Raw genomic sequence first — 20,875 nt, 5'->3', positions numbered from 1 at the left:
TGGACCACCAACAATGACCGCCGCCGCGCGGTTGTAGGACGGGATCACTCGTCCACGACATCCGGCAATGCTTCCGCGACGACGCTTAAATTGCGATCGAATGTCTCGGAGTCAGTCGACTGCGAACGGAAAGATTTAGCCTCGGCGAGAATGGCCGCAATCACGGCCTCTTTTTGCGGCGAGATCCTGGTCGCCGCCGCCCGGGCCGCCAAAGCCGAAAAATCGACGGCATTGCCCGCTGCGGGCGCCGCCGCTGCCGGCGAGATGAGGCTCGCCTCAATCCCGGCTGCCTTTTGCGAGGCGGGCAGGCGACGGCGAGCGACTGGGGGCTCGGCACGCCCAACCTTTGCAGCGAACGCCGCACCGCGCTGCAGTTGTGATCGTGTGATGCCGGAGCGGTAGCGTGGCCCGACCGGCACGATCGACTGGACAGACGGAGAGGGGAGGGCAGCGGCGGCAGCGACTGGTTTGGCGCGCTTTACGCTCGCCGGGAGCACCATGAAAGCCCGCCTGGAGAGCTCCCGATCAGCGAAATAGAAATTGCGAGTCGCAAGGATTGCATTTTCGCCGCGTGGCAAAATGACGACCTTGCTCTTGTCCATGGTGCGAATTTCGTCCGGCCGCATGAGCGGCCGACGCACTTGCCTGCTGTGGACGGAGCGCGTGTAATAGGTGTCGAAAAGGCTCGCCTGGGTCCTGGTGACGTCCTTCTGGGTTCGGACGTTTCACCTATCTGCTCGGAGACGTAGCGCAGATCGTCGGTCTCCTGGGCGCCGAAGAAGATCTGGACACGGGCAGCGTTGATCAGCGTTTCGCGGCTTTCCTTGCGGTAGATCTCGTCGACCGATTTGAGCGACTGCACGAAAAACCACATCGGCACGCCGTGGCCGCCAAGCACGGTCGCCATGTCCGTCACATTCTCAAGCTTGCCGAGGTTCTGAAATTCATCGAGCAGGACAAGTACCTGGTGCTCGCCGGGGCGCGGCATGGATTCGGACATGAAATTCATCATCTGCGTGATGAGCACATTGAAAAGCGGGCCCAGCGAAGCCATCTGCTCGCGCCGGAAATCGAGATAGAGCGAGACTCGCTCGCTCTTGAGATTGCGGATGTCGAAGGAGCTCCGCGCAGTTGCCCGCATCAATCGCTCGTTCAGGAAGGGCGCCATGCCGGTGCGCACGCCGGCATAGAGACCGGAAAACTGCTTCTCCGCCATATCCGCATAGGGCAGCAGCGTCTGCAGCGTAAAATCCGAGACTTCCTGCCGGCGGGTGTCGCGCAGGCTCGCCAGGAACTCCAGGATCGGCTCTTCGGCGCCGTTCATGAGCTCGAGGATGGTGGCGAAGCTGCGGTTTTCGTCGGCAATCTTCGGCGACTCCATGACGTAAGAGGCAATGCCGGTGAAGAGGAGGCGCGCATCGTTGACCCAATAGGGATCGGCGTTCGCAGGCGGCCGCGGAAAGAGCGCGGCCGCCATGTTGCGCAGGTCGATGTCCCGCTGCGCCGAATCGAGCGAAATAAAATCCATCGGATTATAGAAGGCGGTGTTGCCGTCGCGGTCGGCCGGCGCGAAGCGGACGACCTGGCTGAAGGTGGCCCGGTGGCCGGCCGTAGCTTCATAGGTCTCGCCGCGCAGATCGAGCACGACAAGCGAATGGGGCCACATCAGCGCGTTCGGAATGATCAGCGCTGCGCCCTTGCCCGACCTTGGCGGTCCGATGACGAAGCCGCCGACGTCATCGCCGTCGATCCAAAGTTTCTTGCCGCCGCGAACTCTGGGCGTGTCAGGCGCAATTTGCCGGTGCGCCGATCGCGGTGCGGGGCAAAGACGTTGACCAGTCTGCCGCCGGCTCGTCCGATGAAGATGCCCTTCGGCTTCAGCAGGCCAGCTCGGCGAACGTCCGCCATCGACATGAATTTTGCGTCGTTGCGCTTGGGCGGCCGGATCAAGAATGCGATCGCGAGCGGCAGGAGGAAGCCGAATAGGGCCGCGGCGCCGGCGTATTGAAGCTTTGCGAGGCGTCCAGCCTCCAGATCCGCCCAGGCGTAGCCGAAGACTGGCCGCGGGTCCGCATTGATACTGTCGAAGAGAAAATGCGATCCGGTCCTGTACCAGTCGGTCGCCGCGTATGCGACCACAAACAACAAGGCGCCCAGCGCCACGGCCATCAACGCCAGAGAGATCCTGCCGGCGATCTTTTCCATGGTGCGCCCCTGTCAGATCGTCTCGGCCTTCGTGAACTTGATTTCGCTGATCGATCGGCTTCCGCCTTCGCCGCGCACCATCTGCACGACGACCGGGATCACCTCGCGCAAATAGTCGAGGATCTCGCTGCGAGAGAGCCCGACATTTCCTTGCATGACCATGAGGGCCAGGCGCTCATAGGCCGAACGGGCCGAATTGGCGTGAACGGTTGTCAGCGAACCCGGATGACCAGTGTTGATGGCTTGCAGGAAGGAAAATGTCTCGGCACCGCGTAACTCGCCGAGCAGCAACCGGTCGGGCCGCATGCGCAATGACGCCTCGAGCAGCTGTTGCGGCGTAACCCTGGCAAGGCCCTGGTCACCTTTCGAGGCAAGCAGCGTCACGGTGTTGCCAGTCGCCGGCTTGAGTTCGCGCGTATCCTCGATGGTTATGATGCGCTCATGAGAGGGGATGATTTTCAACAACGCATTGAGGAAGGTTGTCTTGCCGGTCGACGTGCCGCCGGAGACAATGAGGGAAATCCGATTGCGAACCGCATATTGCAGAAATTCCAACGGCGAGGTGTCATGCAGCATCTCGGCGAGCTGCTTTTCTTCGGCCGAGAGCACCAGGCCGCTGCCCATCTCGGTCTGTTCGAAGGCGCCCATCTTGGCGTAGTCGCCAAGGGTCATGTTCATGATGACCTGCTTGCGGATGGAGATCGCACCGCCATCGGGTGCGGCCGGCGGCAGCACGCATTGAAACCGCTCGCCTGAGGGGAGAGCGGCCGACAAGACCGGGGTGACTTCGTTGACGACCTGGTTGGTGGCCGAAGCGACGCCAACCGAGACCGAGCGGATCCAGTTTCTGGTGAGCTCGCGTTTGAGGACGTACTCCATCTCCTTTGCACCCAGGCGCTCAATGAAAACTTCGCCGGGTCGGTTGATGGCGATTTCGGAAACCGCTTCCTCCTCCATGTAGGGCCAGATCGGTTCCAGTTCGGCGCGCAGCACCGGTGCGCGCGCCCAGGGGTTCGGAACAGGCTGCACCTTCATCGGGCCGGAGTCCCGTAGCCTGGATAATGGGATCAGTGTCAGCCTTCGGCGTCATGAAGAGCGGCGTCGGATCGAGCGCTCTTGCCGGCTTTCCGCCGCGCTTCAGTCGCGCCAGTTCCTCTTCTACCGGATCCGCATAGAGCTCGGAGAAATCCAGATCCCGGCGCACGAAGACGATGATCGGCGTGCCCTGGTCAACGTAGATGGTCGGCGGGATGTTTTGTGTGTCGCGGAACGCCTCTTGCGCCAGCTGCTGCAGCGCCGTCGAGGATTTTTCGAAGGCGATGCCGCGGGCATCGCGTGGTGAACCCGAGCCGCCATAGGTGGTGGTGACCGTCTGCCCTGTGACGGGGTCGACGGTTGTCACCTGTTGTTGCTGGCTGTTGCTGCCATTGTCGGCGAGTGAGGATAGATATTCCGAAACGCCGCCCACGACCGAAAGCATGATCGCATTGCCGTAGCGTTCGAGCCAATGCGTATCGACGCGGCCGCCGAGACCGCCCCGCCCGAGACGGTCAGCGCCAGGCGAGGCGATGTCGACCGACATGCCGTCGGAACGTATGACGCGGTTCCAGACGATGAACACACGCTTTTGCCCGCGCGCGATCCCGGAACGATACTCGCCGGTGAGCCGAGAGCCTTTTGGGATCAGAATGCGGCGGCCGTCGAGCGAATAGACGTCCTCGCGCGCCACCGCGCGAACCATACCGGGCAGATCGGTGTTGATGGCGGTTTCCAGAAATCCGCGGATCATCGTGCCTTCCGGGATCAAAGCGTCGGTGCGGCGGAAAACCCGCGCCTTCGCCATCGCGTTCGAATGGGTTTCCGATTGCGCGAGGAAAGCCTTGTTCGGATCGTTGTCGGCGCCCGGCACTGGAACAAGCTGACCGTCGGCGGCGATCTGCGCCTGGGCCGGCTGATCGTGCCCGGCGGCCGGGTTTGCTTGCTCACTGGTGATCATCTGGTTCGACCGCAGGCGCTCCCACATTGCCTTTTGGCGCTCAGCTTCCTCGGCCTTTCGGCGCGCCTCCTCGTCGGCGGCTTGCTTGCGGCGGGCCTCTTCTTCTTCGGCTTTGCGGCGCGCCTGCTCGGCCGCCAGTTGGGCTTCGATCGCGCGCCGCTGCGCATCGAGATCGGCGCCCTGCTCAACCGTCTGGTCGACATTGTCGGCCTGTTGCTTGCTTGCTTCCCCTTCCGCGGGCGGCGGAACGACGATCTGGTCGATAGTCTTGTCGGCCGCTTGTGGCGTCTCGGCCAGCGCCGGCGGGTGAAATTCAGGTGGGTTGAAATTGTCGCTCGCGTCCGAGGCGGCATCGCGAGAACGCGGCTCGCGGGGCCAATTGATCCAGATCAGCGCGATCGCAACAATCAGCGCTGCGGCGACCATGGCGGCTTTTCTGCCCACGCCGGCATAGCGCCTGGCGACGGTCGGCCCGCCATCGAGCTCGTTATAGTCGATGTTGCTCATTTATCGTCCCCTCGCGGTCGGGGAAGTGAAGGGGTCGGGCCTCGCGAGCTTCTTCGGCCCGTAGACGGCGGAGACGGGATCCGCCTTGGACGGCCGGGCTCGATTGTAGAGGCAGAGCGTTTTGCCGTCGGCTCTCAGCGTAAATTGCCGGCCGATCTTATCAACGATCGTGTATTTTCCCTGGGTGCGCTGATTGACCAGCGATTCCTGACCTTTTTCGTCGACCAGGAAGATGGCCGGAATGTCGCCGGTGAACTCCAGGAACATCTTGGTGCCGTCGTCGAAAGCAACGCGCGGCTTCAGGCCATCATCGCCGGCATAGACGTAATTGTAGTTGAGATCGGCATAGTTGAGGTTCTTGAGGTCAGGATCGGCAGCACTTTGCTGGGCCTGGGAAAGCAGTCGCGTTTTGATCCTCATCCGCATACTTGAACCGGACCTGAAAGGATGCACGATCGCGATCGCTGTCGGTGGCTTTGAGCAACAGCGAATAGACGCGCCGGTCCGTGATGACGTTGACGTTCGTCCAGGCGTCCCGTTCGAGCGGCTTGATGAAAAGAAACCGTGAGCCGCGTTTCGGCACGATCGACCAGCCTTTGGTGTCGCCGGCCGAAACGGTTTCGATGACTTCCGACGGGCTGAGCTCAATCATCGTGGAGACGCCGAGCGCGGCGTTGACCGTGGTCACATTGTCGTTGTCGAAGGGCACGTATCGGATACGATAATCCCGGGCGGCAGCTGAGCTGGCCGAGCCAAGCAAAATCAGCAGGGAGAGAGCAGCCCTAAGATGGATCTTCATTGCGCGCTCCCTGCCGTCGGCGCGGACTCCTGATCGCGACGGTATTCGATCACCTGGAAGCCAAGCGGATTGTCGAAACGCCATTCGTTTTTGATCGGCGTCGTCGTGTAACGGAATTTCACCACGGCCACCCAATTGTCGGTCGTGGAGGAATTCTCGCGACGCGTCGTGGTCGAAAACCGCACCGACGCGGTCGTGTTGTTGAGCAGGGAAACCGACTTGACGTCGACGGAAATGGTGACGTTGCGCCCGTAGACCTTGTCGAGCGACTGCGCGTTGGACGGCGTGTAAGCCCAAGTCAAATCCTTGGACGCCGTTCCCGTCGAATAAAGCTGCGCCAGATCGTAGTTCTGCTTGATCTCGCGCGCGTCATAGGTTTCGCGGGCGCGAATATAGCGAACGAGATTGGCGGCCGTGACCGCCTCATTCTGCGACAGATCGCCGGGTTTCAGCGCGCGCGCAACTTCGAGATATCCGGTCGTCTTGTCGACCTCGATGACATAGGGCTCGAATTGCTTGAGCGGAAGGATGAGCACGAGCGTCAGCAATGACAGGCCCGCAACCACACTCGCGACGCCGCTGACAAGCCACGCCAGCGTGCGCGAACGTCTGAGAGACCGGTGTGTGTCGTCCTCCCATGTTGCGCCGGCCTGATAGTAGCGCTGGTCAACGAGTTTACCGATCTCGGCGGGGATGCTTGCCTGCATTTTTGTCACTTTACTTTAGCCTCACGTCCAAGCTCCCACTGCGGCCCTCAAGCAACACTTCTCAGGCGGATGTTTGCGCTTCTAGGCCAACGGCCTCGCGTTATCGCGCGCCGCTTGCTGAATGGATGATCGAGCCGCCTCGCTGGTGCGGGATGATCTCAGCCGCTGCCACCGGTTGGCGACAATCCGCGTGCTACGCGCGACATTGCCGGGCACATTGCCATAGGAGCGGTATGCGCCGACTGTGCTCAGATACCCGCCGCCGTTCAGGATCGAGGCGATTGCCGGGATCTGCATCAGCACATAGATGCCGATGATCGTGACCAGGACGAGCGGCAGGACCATCGACATCTTGTTGTCGACGCTGGCGCCTCCCGAGGTGGCAGTGTTCAAGGCAAGATTGACCAGCGAAAAATAAAAGCCCAGGAAGCTGTAGATGAGGATTTGCTGGATGATCAGATAGGTGGTGAGCGAAATGAATCCCTCGCTCATCCGGGTTGACCACCGGTAGAGCCAAAGCACAATCCAGACCGGCGCGAGCGCCAAAGTGATGAAAAGCATGATCTTGGCCGCGATGATTGCCGCGATCGCAAGCGCCGAAAAGATGATGGCGGCCAGAAGGACGATGGTGGAAAGCAGCGCGCCGAATATGTCGTAGAAAGTGCCGCTGTAGACCTGATTGGCAACGTCCTGGGCGCCGCGGTAGAGATTGTCGATCAGGGCTGGGATCGCATCTTGATCCGAGAGCTGGTTTCCAGTGGCGCGCGAGACGGCCCCGACGATGATCTTGCCGATTTCGCTCGGCACGGCTTGCACGAGCTTGTAGATCGTCTCGGAGAACGTCCCCCATCCATTCAGCAGCAGATAGATGACCACCGCACGGCCGAGACGGTATGCCGACTCGATCGGAGAGATCGCCTCGCGGCCGCTGAGGATCGAGTAGCCCCACCAGATGATATAGAGGGTGAGCATGAGCGCGTAGACATTCCCCAGCGCATAGCCGAGCTGCAGGTAGACGCTGGAGACAAAGCCCCGTCCGACGTCGTCGATGCCTCCCAGAATGCTTGTCGCCAGACCGTTCATCCAGCCTCGACAACACGATCGAAGGGCGGTGCGTTGACCGGCTTCAGGGGTCCGCAGCCCGTATCGCCGGCATAAGCCAGCGGCGCGCACGGGGCCTTGAGTTCGCGACCTGGCCCGGCGCAGCCGCCTAGCATGACGCTAGCGACCGTTGCGGCGATCACGCCGACCCGCCGCCACCAGGCTGGCATCCGTTTCGCTCGGCACCTCAACGATCAGTTCCCGCTTGTGCCGAAATTTTCGAACGGATTGACTTGCGCCGGCGTCATCAGCTTTTGCACCTGGCTTTGGCGCAACAGCCGGGTCTTCATTTCCTCGTTGAGCGCGGCGACGGCACCGTTCTGGACGACGATGAGCTCGTTGACCGCGCGTGCGTTCTCGAGCTGCATGCGCGTGTTCTGATCGACCGATCCCTTGACGTCCTCGGACTGTCCGATCTGGCCGCTGGCCGACTGCAACGACTGCTCGCGTTGCGCGACGCCTTGCGAGGCCTGCGAGGTGAGGGCGCTCAACAGCGAGGCGACGTTGACGCTGCCGCTATAGGCTGTGTTGACGGCACTGCTGCCGTGGCCGGTAATCTGCTGGAGCTGTTTGACCAGCTGCAGGCCGTTGATGACCGCTCCGGCGATCTTCTGGATTTCAGGCGACAGCCCGCCGAAAGAGAGGGCGCCGCCATTCAAGATCGATCCGAAGCTCGGCGCTTGCGCAATCGACATGTTGCCGCCGAGGCCCATCTGGCCGATGCCGAGAGAGCCGTTGCGGCTTCCTGTCAGGGCTTGCAGAATCTGATTGCTCTTCTCGAGGATGTCCTTGTTGGTGCCCATGATCGAATTGGTGTTGTCAGCGTTCTGGCGGGCAATGTCCAAATTCGCATTGTCGATGACGGCGATCTGCGCATGAGCGACGCTGGACAGAAGTGTTACACATGCCGCGAAAGCGATTTTTCTCACGTCAGCCTCCTATTCCTGAATTGCTTCGATTGCGCGGGCCGCGCCGGTTGGATCTACGTTGATCTGCACCGACTGCGCGTTCCCCGAAACGCTCTCGGCGCTCCGGCCCGCACAGGGTAGCCATTGGCTTCGATCAATCCGCAGGCGTTCAAGCTCGGCCGGGTCGCATGAAAATGGATTTGGGGATCCACCTTGCGGCGGCGTGATGGTCCGCGCGGTCTGCGAGGCTCCGACGTTGTTCAACGAAAGAAACTGACCGAGCAGGGCGGTGAAGTCCGAGGCCTGACCGATATATTGGCCGGTCACATCGGCATTGAGAGTTCGAGCGGACGAGTTGAGCTCCCAGGCGTCCTTGTATTCGCCAACATGTCCGACGCCGCCGGCAAGCGCGTCGATCCGCGAGGAATTGGCCGTCATCTGTGCGGAGCTTCCGTCGAGGTCGGCCGCGGCTTTGGAGACGGAATCGAGGGCGTCGCTTTGGGCAGACCCGCCCGGTCCGCTTGATGTCACGATGCTGATCGCTGGCGGAGACGCCGCCGGCGCCTCTCCGCTGGAGACGTAATTGTCAAAATAGCCATGCCATCGGCCGACGCCCGAGGCCCACCCAGCCTGTTCGGCGGCGTTCGAGCCGTTATAGAAACTCGCCAGGCAGCTGTAGTTGCTGGCGCCACACTGCGCGACGCCTTTGCCGAGATATTTGACGCCGCCCTCGATGTTTTGCTCGTTGATGTCGCGATCGAAGCCGAGTTGCCTGCCCGTTCCCTTCGTCAGTTGCATCACGCCCTTGACGCCGGTGTGCGAACCGGCGCAGCTGTCCAAGCGCGATTCCTGGTAGGCGACCGACAGCGCCAGGCCCTCCGGAACGCCATATTTTTGCGCATAGTAGCGGATGAGCCTTGCGTTCTCGGCGTCGCGGCTCAGCGCCTCGCCAGGGGAGCGGCTGAACATTTGCGATCTGTATTTGTTCGTATAGGTGCAAACGAGGCTCTTTTTCTTCTCCTTCTCGTCGGATTTGTTTTCCTCCGACTTCGTGCTGTGCTCTTCGTCCTGCGCGCGCTGATCCAGATTGGAATTGTCGATCACGGCGATCTGGGCCAGCGCCGGGAGAGCCGCCATCTGCCCAGGTATGATCGCGGCAGCGGCGATCGCGCTGCTAAGCCGCTTCTTCATGCTCGCTCTCCCATCCACAAAGGTATGGCAGCCACGCTTCCGGCTCTTGCCCGTAAATCTCGCGCAGCCGTTCGCATTCCTTGATGCTGGCTTCGTTGGTCGACAGCACCTTGACGAGGTCGGGCATGGCCGAGAGGTCGAGCTTGGCCACGACGGAATCGCTGTCGTGCTTGACCAGGAACGTGCGCGTTTCCTTGGGCGTACGGCGCACGAACTCGAACTCCTTCGCCGTCAGCGAAAAGCGCGCCATGTAGGAATCTTTGCTCGCCTTCGGATTGGGGAAGAAGATGTTGGTTTTCGTCTGCTCGATCAGCGAGGACGAGATCGACGAGTTCACCACATCCTCGGCAGTCTGGGTGCCAAAGCCGACGACACCGTTGCGCCGGCGGATTGTTTTCAGGGTCTCGTTAATGAAGGCGGCAAACACGTCGTCATCGAGCAGCTTCCAGCCTTCGTCGAGGAACATCAGAAGCGGTGTGCCGTCGATGATCTCTTCGAGCCGATGGAAGATGTAAAGCAGAGCGGCCGAGCGCAATTTCTTGTCGGCCAGGATCTTCGTCATGTCGAACCCGACCACCGGCTTCGAGAAATCGACGAGATCGACAGGGTTGTTGAAAAGCCAGCCCTTGTCGTCAGGGTTCAGCCACGGTTCAATTCGAGCCGAAAGGTCGTTCATTCCGGGGGTCAGCGAGCCGCGCAGCACCTCTGGCAGCAACTCGAACGTGCGCTGTTGGCGCGGGATCTTGTAGACCTTGTCGACGGCCGTGTTGATCACGCGCATCTCCACTACGTCGAGCGAAGCGTCGTCAGGGGTGAGCAAGTAGCGTAGCAGCCCTTCCAGAAACGTGCGGTTTTCTGCCGTGTCTTCCAGCTGCAGCGGCGCGAAGCCGGTGGCCTGCATCGGCTCCATGACCTCGTAGCGGCCGCCGAGCGCGCGAATGAAGAGTTCGGCGCCGCGCATATAGTCGAAATAGACGCATCGGGGTCGCGGCGAAATGCGCATCGCCTGCGCCATCAGGAATGACAGCACCACCGTCTTGCCCGAACCGGTCGGGCCGAAAACGGTGAAATGGCCGACGTCGTGGACATGAAAGTTGAAATAATAGGCGGTCTGGCTGGTCGTCTCGAGGAGCGCGATCGGCCGCTTCCAGTGCAGTCCCTCACGCTGGCCCGAGGGAAAATTGTGACCCGAGAACAGCCCAGCAAAGTTCAGCGACGAGATCAGGGCGCGGCGCGCGATGTAGCTGAAATTGCCGGGCAGCTGTGCCCAAAACGCTAGTTCGGTGTTGAGCGTTTCCCGCACCGGCACGATCGACATGCGCGACAGTTCGGCCGTGATGTCGGACAGGGAGCGGTTTAGCGCTTGGACGTCGGCAGCGAGCGCCATCACCGTCATGTGGTGCTGCCCGAAAACGACCTCGCCACCGGCGAGCTTGTCAGCGCCGGCGTGCACGGAATCCTCGACCGTGGTCCCGGCCTCATCCGAACCGCTGACCTGGTTCGAGATCGTGTTGATGCGGCGCATGGCCGTCACGCGATCTTCAATCGCGAAGGACTGCGTCAGGATGAATTCATGCGGTAACCGCAACAGGCCATCAAGCGACCCGGGTGCGGTGAAGGGCGGGTATTCCTTGATCGACACCATGGCGCCGATCTTGCTTGTCTGCGCTCCCGTGATCTCCAGCGCGGATTTGCCGAAGAAGATTTGCCGGGTCGCACAGGCGCTCGCCAAGCTCATGCGCGGCAGCGGCATTTCGACATCCGCGCCGCCGGCAAGGATCTTGGCGATGAATTCGGCAGGTTCGGAAAACAGGCTGTCGCGCCGTGTCACCACGCCCAAAAGTCGCGCCCTGTAGGCCGAAAAGTCCTTCACGACGCCATTGAGCACATCGTGCAGTTCGGCCATGGCCTCTTCACGTGTCTCTTCGCCCGCCGTGCTGATGCGGAACGCATTGAGCGCCCTGTCGACCCAGCCGATACGCCCGACCATCGGGCGGCGGATCAGCGTCAAAAAGGCCTCGTTGACGAACAGGTTCTTCGAGCCCAGCTCGTCCATGTAGCGGGCATCGAGTTCCGCCACGAAAGGGTTGTCGAAATCCCCTTCGATCTCGGGCGTGATGTGACGCCGGATGATGGTCGCATAGGCGGCAAAACGGGACGTGGAGAGGTTGCGGAATGTCGTGTTGCGATTGAACAGGCGGTTGTTGAGCTCTGCCTGGTCCATTGTCTGGAAGGGCAGGCCGCCAAGCTGAATGACGCCGAGGAGAAAGCCGCTTTTGGTGACGACCAAATTATCGTCGACATGGCGCAAATAGGGGACATGCGCCTCGACAGGCTTTTCCCGTCTGCGCGCTTTGGCGAATTTCAGGTCGGCGTTCAGGCTCACGGCGAATAGCTCCTCGCGCCCCAGAAGCCTGAGTTTGCGACCGCGTCCCGCTTCGACAGTCGACGTTCGACGATGTGGAAGATGTATGGGTCGCGCTGGCACAGATAGGCGCTGATCAGATGGGTCGCGCTGAATAGGCCGAGGCCAAGCGTGAAGCTGCTGGTCGCGATGAATCCGATGACGGCAGCCATGCCGTTAAGCGCGAACACCTCGTAGCGCACACCCCATTTCATCGGCGGGCGCGTCAGAGGCAGGCTGACCGGCTCGACATAGACCTCTTCATCCTCCATCGGTCACGCGCCTCCAGCGGTAGACCGGATGGAATCGACCAGGGCTGCGGCGCCAAACACCAGAGCGATGCCGATGATGATCGAAAGCGCCATCATCCACACCAGTCTGCCGGTCATGGCGAGGAAGCCGAGAAAGCAAACCGCTATGATCCCGAAAGATCGGGCAATGCTGCCCTGCAGCACACCGACGAACCATTCCAGCACGCCCTCGACCGGGGCAGCTGACTGCGCGTATGCGCTCGCCGGCGCCAGCGCCATGCCGATCGCCGCGGCGGCCACAAACTGCAGGGCGAACTTGCCCGCCTTTTTATAATCCATCCTCGTCTCACTCCTATTCAGTTGCCAAAATCCATGACGTGACCATCTTGCCAGGCGACGCCATCGACCGCGTCGGTCGCGGCTGCGCGATGATCGTCAACAGGGTTGGGAAGGGGAGCCTTGATCAGCTTGCCGAGCTTCCAGCGATTGAGCACCTTGACCACGTATTTCGTGGTCTCGTCGTTCACCGGGATGCCTTTGGCCTTGTAGACGTTCTGCTCGCCTGCATTGTAGGCCGCCAACATCAAAAGCGGATCATGGAACTCATCATAAAGCGCTTTCAGATAGCGGACGCCGGCACGGATATTGGCATTCGCGTCACACCTGTCAGTCACACCGAGACGGGACGCTGTCGCCGGCATGAGCTGCATGATGCCGAGCGCGCCCGCGCGGGACGGCCCTTGATTGCCGCCCATGTCGCTTTCCGCCCAGGCAACCGCTTCGGTCAGGTCGGGATCGAAGCCCTCTTCCTCAGCAATTTGGCGCACCAAGGCCGCGGCCCGCCCGCGATCCGTCGGCGCACACCCGCCACCGATCGGCAAACCGTTCTCAGCGGCCGAACGGGTCGAAACCGCCGGGCGGGCAGGCAGAGCAAATGCCACCGCGATGCGCGTCGAACTCGTGTTGTCCGCATGGGCGCCTAATGGCGCCATGACGGCTGAGAGAGAAAGCGCAAGGGCGATCCGGTTTTTCATTGCGCCACCAAGGTTGACACTTTACTATGGGTACATGGTGCCAAAGTAAAGTGTCAATACGAGAAGCAGGATCGAGGCCAATTTTCCGATGAAGCAGTTCTTCTTCCTCGCGGCATTGTTGTTCCACAGCACCGTCGTAGGCGCCGCCGATCTGGGCGCCAACGAGCCGCATCCGTTCGAGCAGCCCTCGACCGCGTATCTGCAGAAGTTCGCAAAGCCTGGCGAAAAGACCTTCGTCTACGAGCGCTACGACGCACGCGGAGGCCTTTTTCAACGCGAGGTGATACCGCTGGCAAAGCCGGTGGACATCAGGTCCGCCACTGAACGCGTCATCAACGGCGTCATCTACAGGCTGCGTGGGCTCGCGGCCTGCCCGAAACCCAAGATTACCTACAAGGCTGAGAAATGGGATTGCACGAAGGCCGTGCGGGACTATGACGAGGCTGTCTATAACACCCGCGCCTCCGTCGTGTTGTGCAAGACGCTGGTCCTGAAAAGCCAATCCGGGGTGCCGGACGCGGTTTCGTGTTTTGCCCTCGTCGGAGCTGGCAATACCAACGATCCTTATTCGGTCTCCTATGACGACGATTCCATGGTTTTCTTCGAGATGGCTGCGATCGGCCGCAACAAGGACGGCAAGTCCCTGCGGCCGGATCTCGAACATGCCTTAGATCTCGGCAAACAGTTCCAGACCGATGAAGCGAACTAGCCTCGCAGCGCTTATCTCACTCGCGACCGCCCACGCCGTGAGCGCCGCAGGCGTCGAGCCAAGAAGCGCGACAGCCGCGCCCTTCCTGGTGTCGAAAAGCGTCGAGCTGCTGACCGGAGATACGTGGCGCGACGATGGCAAGCTCTACCGGCTTTATGGCGTGCAATCATGCTTGCGGGGCACGATCGCCGCGGATGCCAATGGCAAAGAGCTCGATTGCGGCAACGTCTCGCTCGCGCACCTGGCCGCCTTGTTTTCGACGGCGGCCGTGACCTGCCAGCCGATCGCCTTGGCGCTCGACAAAGCCACGTTTGTGGTATGTGGCGCGAAACTCGACGGCGATACGGTCGACCTCGGCACCGCGCTCATCGCGGCCGGCTACGCCTTCGCCGCTACTGATGCGAAAGGCAAGGCGGTCAGCGCCACCTATCTGGTGGCTGAGCTCAACGCGAAGATGAAAGCTGATGGTCTCTGGGCGACGAAGTTTCAACATCCCATTGAACTTCTGCTGAGACGGGCAGGGGAGCGCAAGCAATGAACCACGAAGATGAATCGAGCCGTTATTACTACCCGGTCGAGGGCCGCACGCACGGTGCCATAGCCGGGGCGCTCGCATTCATCGCCATCATCGCGGTGCCGGCGCTGACCTATGCCGCATGGCACGAGCTCATGTCGTGGATTTCCGCTCTCTTTTCTTAGATCGGCAACTCGGCAAATGACCGCAGCAGTTCCTGCAGGTCGTCCGCATCCACGTCGCACCAACCGTTGTTGATGAGCCGCTTAAAATATGCGGCTTTGATTTTCAGCTCGCCGACATTAGCCACCGGCGCCATCGCTGCCTGCCGTCGAACAACCGTCTCGGTCTTCATGGCAGCGTCAAGCCGCGGACCGATCAGCGCCGCCTCGGCCTCTCCGGCGTGCATCAAACGTTTCCCGAGACACTCCAGCGCTGAAATGGCGCGGCGGTGCGCCGCGATCAGACCCACGACTCCTTCCGCCTTTTGCGCCTCTCCGTTGCTGCATGCCAGTTCAACAGCCATTGTCCTGCTCCGAGTAATTCGCGGCCCGCCCCTCGCCCGTTGCATCGAGTTGAGAAATACGTTGATCAGGAACGATGGCACGATAGGATACGAAACGAAGCGAAATCAGAGCCTGCAAGTCGTTGTTTAAGAATGAAAAGTTATTTCTCCCGCCACCGAGAGATGGGAGTGATTTCAAGGAAATATTCAAACGGTTAGCGGCTGCGGGTGCGGGTCGGCCGTTGGGCAAGGATGGATTTCCTGCAGGCCCATGGACGCCCGAGCTTCTTGCAGAGGCAATTTCACAAATTGATTCCAACCGGATCGGGGTCGATCTGCGAACAGTGCAGCTTTGGTTTCAAGAGAACGACAAGGGTATTAGCGCTGCCAACATTCGTTGGCTGGCGAGGGTTTTTGGCTGCGGTGATCCGGCGGCCACCAGCGAATGGCAGATGGAACTGAGTGCTGCGCAATCGAGGTTAGCGGCCAAGAGACGAGAATCGAAGAGCGCCGGAAGCAGCATTGCACGGGAGATTCCAGATACAGCACTGGCTGCGACCTTTGATGACGACACAGCGTCTCCGGCAGAGCTAAAACGGGATACTGACGCCAAGGGGCCAAGGCGGCGTTTTAGTTTGGCGAGGAAATCGGAGGCGTTTTTTACTCACGGATCTCCTCTGAATTTGCCGGCGTCGGTGTTTGCAGGTGTCACCGCTCTTGGGTTTTTGTCATATACTCTGGGGATTCACAGCGTGACGTATGGCCGGGCGGATGGCGTCGTCAAGCAGGTGGGGTTTCTTTGGACAGCGAATTGGACATTCGTCTTCATGGTATTTTTGCCACTGTTTTTTGCCTTCGTGACCGAGCTAGTGACCTTTTGGAAAGATGAAGGCCGCCCAAAGGTTGCGGGGAATGGCAATAAGATGGAAAGCGACGATGCCTGGGCGCGCAGCGTAGAAGCTTCTTCGTATTCATATTGGGCGGTTTTTTTGATTTGTGTGCTGTTCGCCGGTCTTTTTCAGTGGATCGGCGTGTCATTGATCCCGTTGATGAAAGGTGGTGGCGACTATGCGACGGATTGGGGCTCGTTAGCGATTGTGCGCCCCGAGGTCATATCGGTTCCAGAAGCGGTCGTATTCACCGGGCTCGCTTACTTATACATGTGCCTTTGCTTTTATCTGTTCTTCGTAGGTCTCATTTTGCTCTATACGGTTGTCCATGATCTTTGCAGAATTGGAGAAGCAGCGAGTAATCGACCGGAAGTGGATTATCAACACGAGCTCAACGAAGCCAGCCTCAGAGTGATGCGCGGAACTTTTCGCTGTACTGTTTTGGGGGTTCTGATCGGCATAGTTATGAAGGTTCAGAGTGCTTACCTGACATCGCGTGGAGAAAATGTCGTGGCTTGGTTGGTCGGCGATATGTCTTCAGCCTTCCATGGCGGCCACGACGTGAGCGATGGCATCGCCTATAGGATGCCGACGCATTACAGCAGCTTTCTTATCGTTATTTCGACCTGTGTGGTTTTTGTGTATGGGACCGTCCGTTTGGGCGGCGGAAGTCGGGTTCCGGTTCCTTTGTGGAAGATGTCGGCGGTCGTGGCGTTACTCGTTTCTGGCTACTTGCTGATCGATGCATTTGCTGGCTTTTCGATCCTTCTGGGCGTTGGAGTGCTGCTCGCGATATACGGTCTCATTGATCCCGCATTTGGGCGATGGCGAGCAAGCGAATTAGGAAAAAATCACAGTGTATCATAGCTGGCTTGATCATTGGGATGAGCGGCGTGCGCGACGCGGTGAGGAAGGGAAGAAGACAACGGATTTCATCCTTGACGCGGACCGTGCCTTTCCAGGCGCGGGGAAGATTGCAAGCATCGAAGAGTTTTGTGTCCTTGCCGACCAGGCCGTGGCCGATCCGGCCTTTTTCGATGAGCCGAGCGAGAGCGATCAGCGTTTCGACCGGAAAGATGGGTGGTTAAGATTTCCATCGGACATTGCGACTGATATCGCGGCGAACAATGTTGTGTGGGCGAAAATCACGGAAAGCGGGTCGTTCGATCGGGCGATGGTGATCTTTCACCATTGGAATGCCGGCGCGCGGAACCGTCAGATTGCCAGTTTTTTCTCGCGGCGTGGTATCACCGTTGTCGAGATTGCCATGCCTTATCACTTCGAGCGCAGCCGTCCCGGCTCCGCCTACGCCGACTATATGCTTAGCCCCAACCTTGGGCGAACGGTCCAGTCAATGAGGCAGGGGGTATTGGACGGGCGAAAGCTCATACGTTGGTTGAAGAGCGAAGGCTACAGAGAGATTTCGGTTCTTGGTATGAGCTTAGGTTCCTGGGTCGCGGGGTTGATTGCTGCGCGCGATGCCGCCGTGTCAAAAGCCTCGTTGTATCTGACGGCGGGGAGTCTGGCGGACATGGTCTGGACGGGCCGCGCGACACGATCGATACGCGATAGCCTTGAGGCCGAGATTGAGCTGACCGATCTCAGAAGGGCCTGGGCTCCACTTAACCTGGAGAATTACGCACATAGTCTGGCACGGCCTGATCTCGATCTTCACGTTGTGTTGGCCAAGAGAGACAAAGTGGTGTTGCCGGAGCTCTCCGCGAGGTTCATGCAGAGGCTCAAGGACGCTGGAGCCAGGCCGACTGTTTTGGAATTGAACTGTGGTCACTATTCGCTCGCCATGCCGCCTTACATTTTGCTGGCGGGTTTGAGCTTGAATCGGTTTCTGTCGCGTGCGCACAACTCTGCCCTGGGTTGGCGGCGGAAGCGGTAGTTTCTTCGTGCGGCGCGCACTGCCTTGGCGATCGCCTTGCTTATGGCATCGAGGTCGCAGTTTTCGGGATGAAATTTGCGGCCGGCCCACCGGCGCATGGCCTTATGCTCTTCGTGACCGCTGTCGCGCCATGCTTCGAGGAGCTCGGCATAGCCGTGCGGGCCGCCGACGTCCTCTGGCGGCCCTAACCGGCCAGCTGCAATGCAGCGAGGATAATTGCGCCTGCCTCGCGCGGAAGGCGTTCCAGACGGAGCAGATGGCGTCAGTTGTCGCCGAAGTCGTACTCATAGAGGATCGTGATGGGCTGCTCGTCGGGATCGTAGAAAAAAACGAAAACGACCATCCGTAACTCGGTTGCCTCGAAGATGCGATTGGCGGTGAAGCCGTCGTCGTCGAACTCCGGCGCGCCATAGATGATGCCTCCGATGTTGAACTGGTGCAAATGGCTACCGGTCCAACCAAAGGAGGCCTAGAGCACCTCGAGGAGTTGGGCAAGGTTGAGCGCCATCGGCAGAGCTCGAAGGTGCGGCTGGCGATGGATGCGACGACATTTCGCGGGTAGGGACGCTGCTTCGAAAACAACCCCGATTGTTGATCAGCCGGCCGTCCCACCTTATTCATAGGGGCGCAACGCCTCCCTCCTACGCCAGCCGAGAGAACATGAGCAGGTACAAAGACCATCCCAAGCCGCGTCGGCAGCGAGATGACGACGAGCCGTTTTGTTTTCCGGAAAAGTTTTTCGTGCCCAGCTTCTTTCAGCGGCCACCGCCCGCGGTCGCGGCGCCTGTCGACGCCCACGTGAAGTGGTTCAACGTAACGGCCCGGTTGTTACCGCGGAGATTTCCGCTTGATGCGTGTGATGAGTTCCTCGTCGTCGACGAAGGCGTCGAGGAAGTCGCTCCATTCGTCGGCGGTGCGGCGAGCGTCGGCAAGCATTTGCCTAAGTTCATCCATGCCATCGTCGGTTAGAGCAGTTATTGCCTCATCCGGCCCGGTGTAGACGCTGATGATGCTGCCGTAGCTCAGGTTGTCATCGTTGCGGACGATCGCCTGAAGGAGTTCGGGATTTTCATCGATCAATTTGGCGACGTAGTCGATGCTGAACACGTGGGTCACGGTTGCCATCAGGCGGCCTCGGCGGAGATGGCGGCGACAGGCGACCAATTCCAGGGAAGCAGTTCGTCGAGACGATTGATCTTGTGATCGTGGATACGGTCGAGCACGTCATCCGGGTAGGCTTGCGGATCGATGCCGTTCATCTTGGCCGTCTCGATGATCGTCATGGCGCGCGCGAGCGTTTCGGCACCAGTGTCGGCGCCGGCAAATAGCCAGTTCTTTCTTGCGCAAGGCGCGCTCGGCGGCGTTGTTATCCATGGCGACGCGGCCGTCTTCCAAGAACAGGCAGAATGAAGGCCAGCGGCTCAAGCCATATCGGAAGGCTTTCGTCCGAGGATTTGCCCGAAGACCTGCTTCTTCAGCCTGGCGATGCGCGGCCGCAGACTCTACGTCGCCGACATCTTCGCATTCTCCGCCCGCAAGGCGGCGATGATCGCCTTCAGCGAGGCGTGATCGTCGGGAAGATTCTCGGCAGCGTTCAACATGAACCTGACTACCACAAGTCAGGCAGAAGAGCCATATAAACAAGCAGGTTCAAAAGGATAAAATCACCCGACACGCGCCGGCGGCGCTCCCCAGCTGGGGCGTCACCAGTCAATCCCTTCCCACAGCATCGCCATTTGCGCTGACGTCAGTCGAGCTGTCCCATCCGCCGCCGATGGCCACGGAAAGCGGCCTTTCTGTAAGACCTTGTAGTAGAGACAGAACCCCTGGCCATCAAAATAAAGAAGCTTCAAACGATCGCCGCGCCTGCCCCGAAAGGCGAAGACCGCTCCTCCCGTCGGCTTCTGACGCAGCACATCCTGGGGCAGGGCGGCCAGGCCTTCGATCCCTTGCGCATGTCTGTTACGCCGCAGGCAAGATAGACCCGAACGCCAGCTCCCGGTCCGATCATGCTGCCTCAACCGCACGGATCAGCCGCGCCAGAATGGCGGCATCGATGTCCTTATCAAAGCGAAGGCTCCGCCCGCGGCATAGTTGCAATTCGACCGTGCTGGACGAACCCTCGGCATCGGTTCAACGCAAGCAAGGGGTTTGGGTTCGTCAAAGGCTCAAACTGTTCTGCCTTGCGACTTTTCAGCTTTGGATCGTGCTACAGCCTCGAAGGCGGGTTTGTCAAACTCCCGGAGTAAGCCAACTCTGGGCTACTCGGCGGTCAGTCCAATCTCGGCGGGATCCGGCATTATCGCCTCGAATGTCTCGAGGTAGCTCTTCCAGCAGTTAGGACGTTCTAAGCCGCTGGCCTCGATTTGCTCGGCAATTCTTTTCTTTTGATTTAGATCCTTGGGAGTGCAGACGGCTCTCGGCTGGCGACCCCGTTTCAGCCAACGCCGGGAACGATCCGCAAGTAATCTCAGGACGAGCCACTCATCGGGCCTGAACTCATTGGCGCTGATGCAGCACGGCATTTCGGCCAAGCGTCCAATTGTGATGGCAGGCTGCGCATGATGATTTTTTGGGGAGCATGCGACGCTAAATGCCCTACCAAATGCCCGCAGACCGGGAGTGCGCTGAGGTAATATCGCACGTCACCAAATTGCACAGCCGGCTCATCCCAGCCCGTATGAAGGCCGCGCGGGTCTTGGCGGAGGCCAAGACCAGCGCATTTCAGTACGGCCTCTTTTCTGGTCCAGAGCTCCAGAAACTTTCGCGCAGTCAGCTCGCTCGGAATCGCTTCAAAGGTCATTGCCTCTTGGTCAGTCATAATGTGGCAAGCCAATTGCGGGCAATTAGCCAGGGGGCGCCAATGCTCAATATCTATCCCGACGAAGCCCGTGGCTGATACTGCGACGGCGGACCAGTCATGGCTATGAGACTGACTCACCTCAACGTTGTGTGCCGGTAATAGGGGCTTGCCGAACCGCGAAACGGTCATCTGGAGATCTCTCAGCGGAACATGCAAGTGCGAAGCAAGGATAGTTCGAAAAGCAAACTTCGCCTGAAGGTACGAAAGGCGCAGGTCTGAGTGACGGATTTTTTCGGCCCGTTCCCGCTCAGCTGGACTCAACACTTCGCGCATGTGCAACGTCGGGATCGTCAGCTGCGCATGCCGGAAAACCCAAACGTCGATTGTGCCCGTCTGCTTATTCGAGTGCATGCATACCGCGTGCTACCTTGCCTGATTAGCAGGGGGGTCATTCATT

The 20,875-nt window shown here is 60.0% G+C and carries 24 protein-coding genes and 2 pseudogenes; 5 read left to right on the top strand and 21 right to left on the bottom strand.

The genetic code is table 11. From position 1 onward, the window contains the following. Window positions 1-44: 44 nt before the first annotated feature. The 15 genes from EJ069_RS32615 to EJ069_RS32075 all read right to left on the bottom strand — a co-directional run bounded on the left by EJ069_RS32615 (window position 45) and on the right by EJ069_RS32075 (window position 13,103). Window positions 45-500, bottom strand: a complete 456-nt coding sequence (locus tag EJ069_RS32615) for a hypothetical protein (RefSeq protein ID WP_145965063.1) — start codon at window positions 498-500, stop codon at window positions 45-47. Beyond that, on the bottom strand, window positions 479-1,720 hold the full coding sequence (locus tag EJ069_RS32135) for a type IV secretory system conjugative DNA transfer family protein (RefSeq protein ID WP_281060080.1): 1,242 nt from the start codon (window positions 1,718-1,720) through the stop codon (window positions 479-481). The genes EJ069_RS32615 and EJ069_RS32135 overlap by 22 nt, the downstream gene beginning before the upstream one ends. Then, window positions 1,684-2,205: a hypothetical protein gene (locus tag EJ069_RS33630; protein WP_245456384.1), complete on the bottom strand. Its 522-nt coding sequence runs from the start codon at window positions 2,203-2,205 to the stop codon at window positions 1,684-1,686. The genes EJ069_RS32135 and EJ069_RS33630 overlap by 37 nt, the downstream gene beginning before the upstream one ends. Window positions 2,206-2,217: 12 nt before the next feature. Beyond that, window positions 2,218-3,162 carry a P-type DNA transfer ATPase VirB11 gene (gene virB11, locus EJ069_RS32130; RefSeq protein ID WP_245456733.1) on the bottom strand — a complete coding sequence of 315 codons (945 nt, stop codon included), beginning with the start codon at window positions 3,160-3,162 and terminating at the stop codon, window positions 2,218-2,220. Then, entirely contained in the window at window positions 3,104-4,627 is a 1,524-nt protein-coding gene (gene virB10 / locus EJ069_RS33625; protein WP_245456383.1) for a type IV secretion system protein VirB10, read from the bottom strand. The genes virB11 and virB10 overlap by 59 nt, the downstream gene beginning before the upstream one ends. Window positions 4,628-4,708: 81 nt before the next feature. Beyond that, a complete protein-coding gene (locus EJ069_RS32120) occupies window positions 4,709-5,128 on the bottom strand; it encodes a TrbG/VirB9 family P-type conjugative transfer protein (RefSeq protein ID WP_189476092.1) in 420 nt (139 codons plus the stop codon). Further along, window positions 5,073-5,507: a TrbG/VirB9 family P-type conjugative transfer protein gene (locus tag EJ069_RS32115; protein ID WP_189476089.1), complete on the bottom strand. Its 435-nt coding sequence runs from the start codon at window positions 5,505-5,507 to the stop codon at window positions 5,073-5,075. Before EJ069_RS32115 ends, EJ069_RS32120 begins: the two co-directional genes overlap by 56 nt. Next, window positions 5,504-6,214, bottom strand: coding sequence for a type IV secretion system protein (locus tag EJ069_RS32110; RefSeq protein ID WP_126064531.1), 711 nt, complete (start codon window positions 6,212-6,214; stop codon window positions 5,504-5,506). Before EJ069_RS32110 ends, EJ069_RS32115 begins: the two co-directional genes overlap by 4 nt. 81 nt (window positions 6,215-6,295) lie before the next feature. Then, the gene (locus EJ069_RS32105; protein WP_126064530.1) at window positions 6,296-7,297 is read right to left on the bottom strand and encodes a type IV secretion system protein; all 1,002 of its coding nucleotides are present in this window, start codon (window positions 7,295-7,297) and stop codon (window positions 6,296-6,298) included. 212 nt (window positions 7,298-7,509) lie between these two features. After that, a complete protein-coding gene (locus EJ069_RS32100; RefSeq protein ID WP_126064529.1) occupies window positions 7,510-8,244 on the bottom strand; it encodes a type IV secretion system protein in 735 nt (244 codons plus the stop codon). A gap of 9 nt (window positions 8,245-8,253) precedes the next feature. Then, window positions 8,254-9,414 carry a lytic transglycosylase domain-containing protein gene (locus EJ069_RS32095; RefSeq protein WP_126064528.1) on the bottom strand — a complete coding sequence of 387 codons (1,161 nt, stop codon included), beginning with the start codon at window positions 9,412-9,414 and terminating at the stop codon, window positions 8,254-8,256. Further along, entirely contained in the window at window positions 9,398-11,800 is a 2,403-nt protein-coding gene (locus EJ069_RS32090; protein WP_126064527.1) for a VirB4 family type IV secretion system protein, read from the bottom strand. The genes EJ069_RS32095 and EJ069_RS32090 overlap by 17 nt, the downstream gene beginning before the upstream one ends. Continuing rightward, entirely contained in the window at window positions 11,797-12,090 is a 294-nt protein-coding gene (locus EJ069_RS32085) for a VirB3 family type IV secretion system protein (protein WP_095488713.1), read from the bottom strand. The genes EJ069_RS32090 and EJ069_RS32085 overlap by 4 nt, the downstream gene beginning before the upstream one ends. 3 nt (window positions 12,091-12,093) lie before the next feature. Then, complete coding sequence (locus EJ069_RS32080) at window positions 12,094-12,408, bottom strand: TrbC/VirB2 family protein (RefSeq protein WP_066991230.1); 315 nt, start codon at window positions 12,406-12,408, stop codon at window positions 12,094-12,096. Between the two features lie 17 nt (window positions 12,409-12,425). Then, window positions 12,426-13,103 carry a lytic transglycosylase domain-containing protein gene (locus tag EJ069_RS32075; protein WP_126064526.1) on the bottom strand — a complete coding sequence of 226 codons (678 nt, stop codon included), beginning with the start codon at window positions 13,101-13,103 and terminating at the stop codon, window positions 12,426-12,428. 88 nt (window positions 13,104-13,191) lie between these two features. On the opposite strand from EJ069_RS32075, the gene EJ069_RS32070 reads away from it, so the two are divergent. Genes EJ069_RS32070 through EJ069_RS32970 form a run of 3 tightly spaced genes read left to right on the top strand, consistent with a single transcriptional unit; the run spans window position 13,192 to window position 14,511 of the window. Beyond that, window positions 13,192-13,812: a hypothetical protein gene (locus tag EJ069_RS32070; RefSeq protein WP_126064525.1), complete on the top strand. Its 621-nt coding sequence runs from the start codon at window positions 13,192-13,194 to the stop codon at window positions 13,810-13,812. Window positions 13,813-13,849: 37 nt separating this feature from the next. Next, the gene (locus tag EJ069_RS32065; protein ID WP_082980351.1) at window positions 13,850-14,350 is read left to right on the top strand and encodes a hypothetical protein; all 501 of its coding nucleotides are present in this window, start codon (window positions 13,850-13,852) and stop codon (window positions 14,348-14,350) included. Next, window positions 14,347-14,511, top strand: a complete 165-nt coding sequence (locus EJ069_RS32970) for a hypothetical protein (RefSeq protein ID WP_189476087.1) — start codon at window positions 14,347-14,349, stop codon at window positions 14,509-14,511. Before EJ069_RS32065 ends, EJ069_RS32970 begins: the two co-directional genes overlap by 4 nt. On the opposite strand, the gene EJ069_RS32060 is transcribed toward EJ069_RS32970, so the two are convergent. Continuing rightward, window positions 14,508-14,852: a hypothetical protein gene (locus EJ069_RS32060; RefSeq protein ID WP_126064524.1), complete on the bottom strand. Its 345-nt coding sequence runs from the start codon at window positions 14,850-14,852 to the stop codon at window positions 14,508-14,510. The genes EJ069_RS32970 and EJ069_RS32060 overlap by 4 nt on opposite strands. A 122-nt stretch (window positions 14,853-14,974) precedes the next feature. Between EJ069_RS32060 and EJ069_RS32055 the strand changes: the two genes are divergently transcribed. Together EJ069_RS32055 and EJ069_RS32050 are read left to right on the top strand one after the other, a co-directional pair. Then, entirely contained in the window at window positions 14,975-16,588 is a 1,614-nt protein-coding gene (locus EJ069_RS32055) for a hypothetical protein (protein ID WP_126064523.1), read from the top strand. Then, on the top strand, window positions 16,578-17,615 hold the full coding sequence (locus EJ069_RS32050) for a dienelactone hydrolase-related enzyme (protein WP_126064522.1): 1,038 nt from the start codon (window positions 16,578-16,580) through the stop codon (window positions 17,613-17,615). Before EJ069_RS32055 ends, EJ069_RS32050 begins: the two co-directional genes overlap by 11 nt. Here EJ069_RS32050 and EJ069_RS32045 read toward each other — a convergent pair. The 5 genes and pseudogenes from EJ069_RS32045 to EJ069_RS32025 form a co-directional block, all read right to left on the bottom strand. Then, a pseudogene (locus tag EJ069_RS32045) lies at window positions 17,531-18,129 on the bottom strand (plasmid pRiA4b ORF-3 family protein); the annotation flags it as partial. The gene EJ069_RS32050 and the pseudogene EJ069_RS32045 sit on opposite strands and share 85 nt — an antisense overlap. Before the next feature lie 314 nt (window positions 18,130-18,443). Next, on the bottom strand, window positions 18,444-18,740 hold the full coding sequence (locus EJ069_RS32040) for a hypothetical protein (protein ID WP_126064521.1): 297 nt from the start codon (window positions 18,738-18,740) through the stop codon (window positions 18,444-18,446). Beyond that, window positions 18,740-19,058: pseudogene (locus EJ069_RS32035) on the bottom strand (transposase domain-containing protein); the annotation flags it as partial. The pseudogene EJ069_RS32035 and the gene EJ069_RS32040, both read right to left, overlap by 1 nt. 260 nt (window positions 19,059-19,318) lie before the next feature. Next, a complete protein-coding gene (gene tnpB / locus EJ069_RS32030) occupies window positions 19,319-19,531 on the bottom strand; it encodes an IS66 family insertion sequence element accessory protein TnpB (protein WP_348639381.1) in 213 nt (70 codons plus the stop codon). Window positions 19,532-20,085: 554 nt separating this feature from the next. Beyond that, window positions 20,086-20,829 (bottom strand): 4'-phosphopantetheinyl transferase superfamily protein, encoded by a 744-nt coding sequence (locus tag EJ069_RS32025; RefSeq protein ID WP_126064520.1) that lies wholly within the window; start codon window positions 20,827-20,829, stop codon window positions 20,086-20,088. Window positions 20,830-20,875: the final 46 nt, after the last annotated feature.

It is taken from the genome of Mesorhizobium sp. M2A.F.Ca.ET.043.05.1.1 (assembly GCF_003952445.1).
GTDB lineage: Bacteria > Pseudomonadota > Alphaproteobacteria > Rhizobiales > Rhizobiaceae > Mesorhizobium.
The sequence above is the reverse complement of the archived record's forward strand: the minus strand, read 5'-3'. Positions and strand labels throughout refer to the sequence as shown.

Bases quoted from the DNA above. Each gene is read 5' to 3' on its own strand.
- EJ069_RS32110 (WP_126064531.1), bottom strand. From the start codon at position 6,214: ATGCAGGCAAGCATCCCCGCCGAGATCGGTAAACTCGTTGACCAGCGC.
- EJ069_RS32105 (WP_126064530.1), bottom strand. From the start codon at position 7,297: ATGAACGGTCTGGCGACAAGCATTCTGGGAGGCATCGACGACGTCGGA.
- EJ069_RS32095 (WP_126064528.1), bottom strand. From the start codon at position 9,414: ATGAAGAAGCGGCTTAGCAGCGCGATCGCCGCTGCCGCGATCATACCT.
- EJ069_RS32070 (WP_126064525.1), top strand. From the start codon at position 13,192: ATGAAGCAGTTCTTCTTCCTCGCGGCATTGTTGTTCCACAGCACCGTC.
- EJ069_RS32085 (WP_095488713.1), bottom strand. From the start codon at position 12,090: ATGGAGGATGAAGAGGTCTATGTCGAGCCGGTCAGCCTGCCTCTGACG.
- EJ069_RS32080 (WP_066991230.1), bottom strand. From the start codon at position 12,408: ATGGATTATAAAAAGGCGGGCAAGTTCGCCCTGCAGTTTGTGGCCGCC.
- EJ069_RS32615 (WP_145965063.1), bottom strand. From the start codon at position 500: ATGGTGCTCCCGGCGAGCGTAAAGCGCGCCAAACCAGTCGCTGCCGCC.
- EJ069_RS33630 (WP_245456384.1), bottom strand. From the start codon at position 2,205: ATGGAAAAGATCGCCGGCAGGATCTCTCTGGCGTTGATGGCCGTGGCG.
- EJ069_RS32040 (WP_126064521.1), bottom strand. From the start codon at position 18,740: ATGGCAACCGTGACCCACGTGTTCAGCATCGACTACGTCGCCAAATTG.
- EJ069_RS32115 (WP_189476089.1), bottom strand. From the start codon at position 5,507: ATGAAGATCCATCTTAGGGCTGCTCTCTCCCTGCTGATTTTGCTTGGC.
- EJ069_RS32025 (WP_126064520.1), bottom strand. From the start codon at position 20,829: ATGCACTCGAATAAGCAGACGGGCACAATCGACGTTTGGGTTTTCCGG.
- EJ069_RS32970 (WP_189476087.1), top strand. From the start codon at position 14,347: ATGAACCACGAAGATGAATCGAGCCGTTATTACTACCCGGTCGAGGGC.
- virB10 (WP_245456383.1), bottom strand. From the start codon at position 4,627: ATGGTCGCCGCAGCGCTGATTGTTGCGATCGCGCTGATCTGGATCAAT.
- EJ069_RS32120 (WP_189476092.1), bottom strand. From the start codon at position 5,128: ATGAGGATCAAAACGCGACTGCTTTCCCAGGCCCAGCAAAGTGCTGCC.
- EJ069_RS32075 (WP_126064526.1), bottom strand. From the start codon at position 13,103: ATGAAAAACCGGATCGCCCTTGCGCTTTCTCTCTCAGCCGTCATGGCG.
- EJ069_RS32060 (WP_126064524.1), bottom strand. From the start codon at position 14,852: ATGGCTGTTGAACTGGCATGCAGCAACGGAGAGGCGCAAAAGGCGGAA.
- virB11 (WP_245456733.1), bottom strand. From the start codon at position 3,162: ATGGAGGAGGAAGCGGTTTCCGAAATCGCCATCAACCGACCCGGCGAA.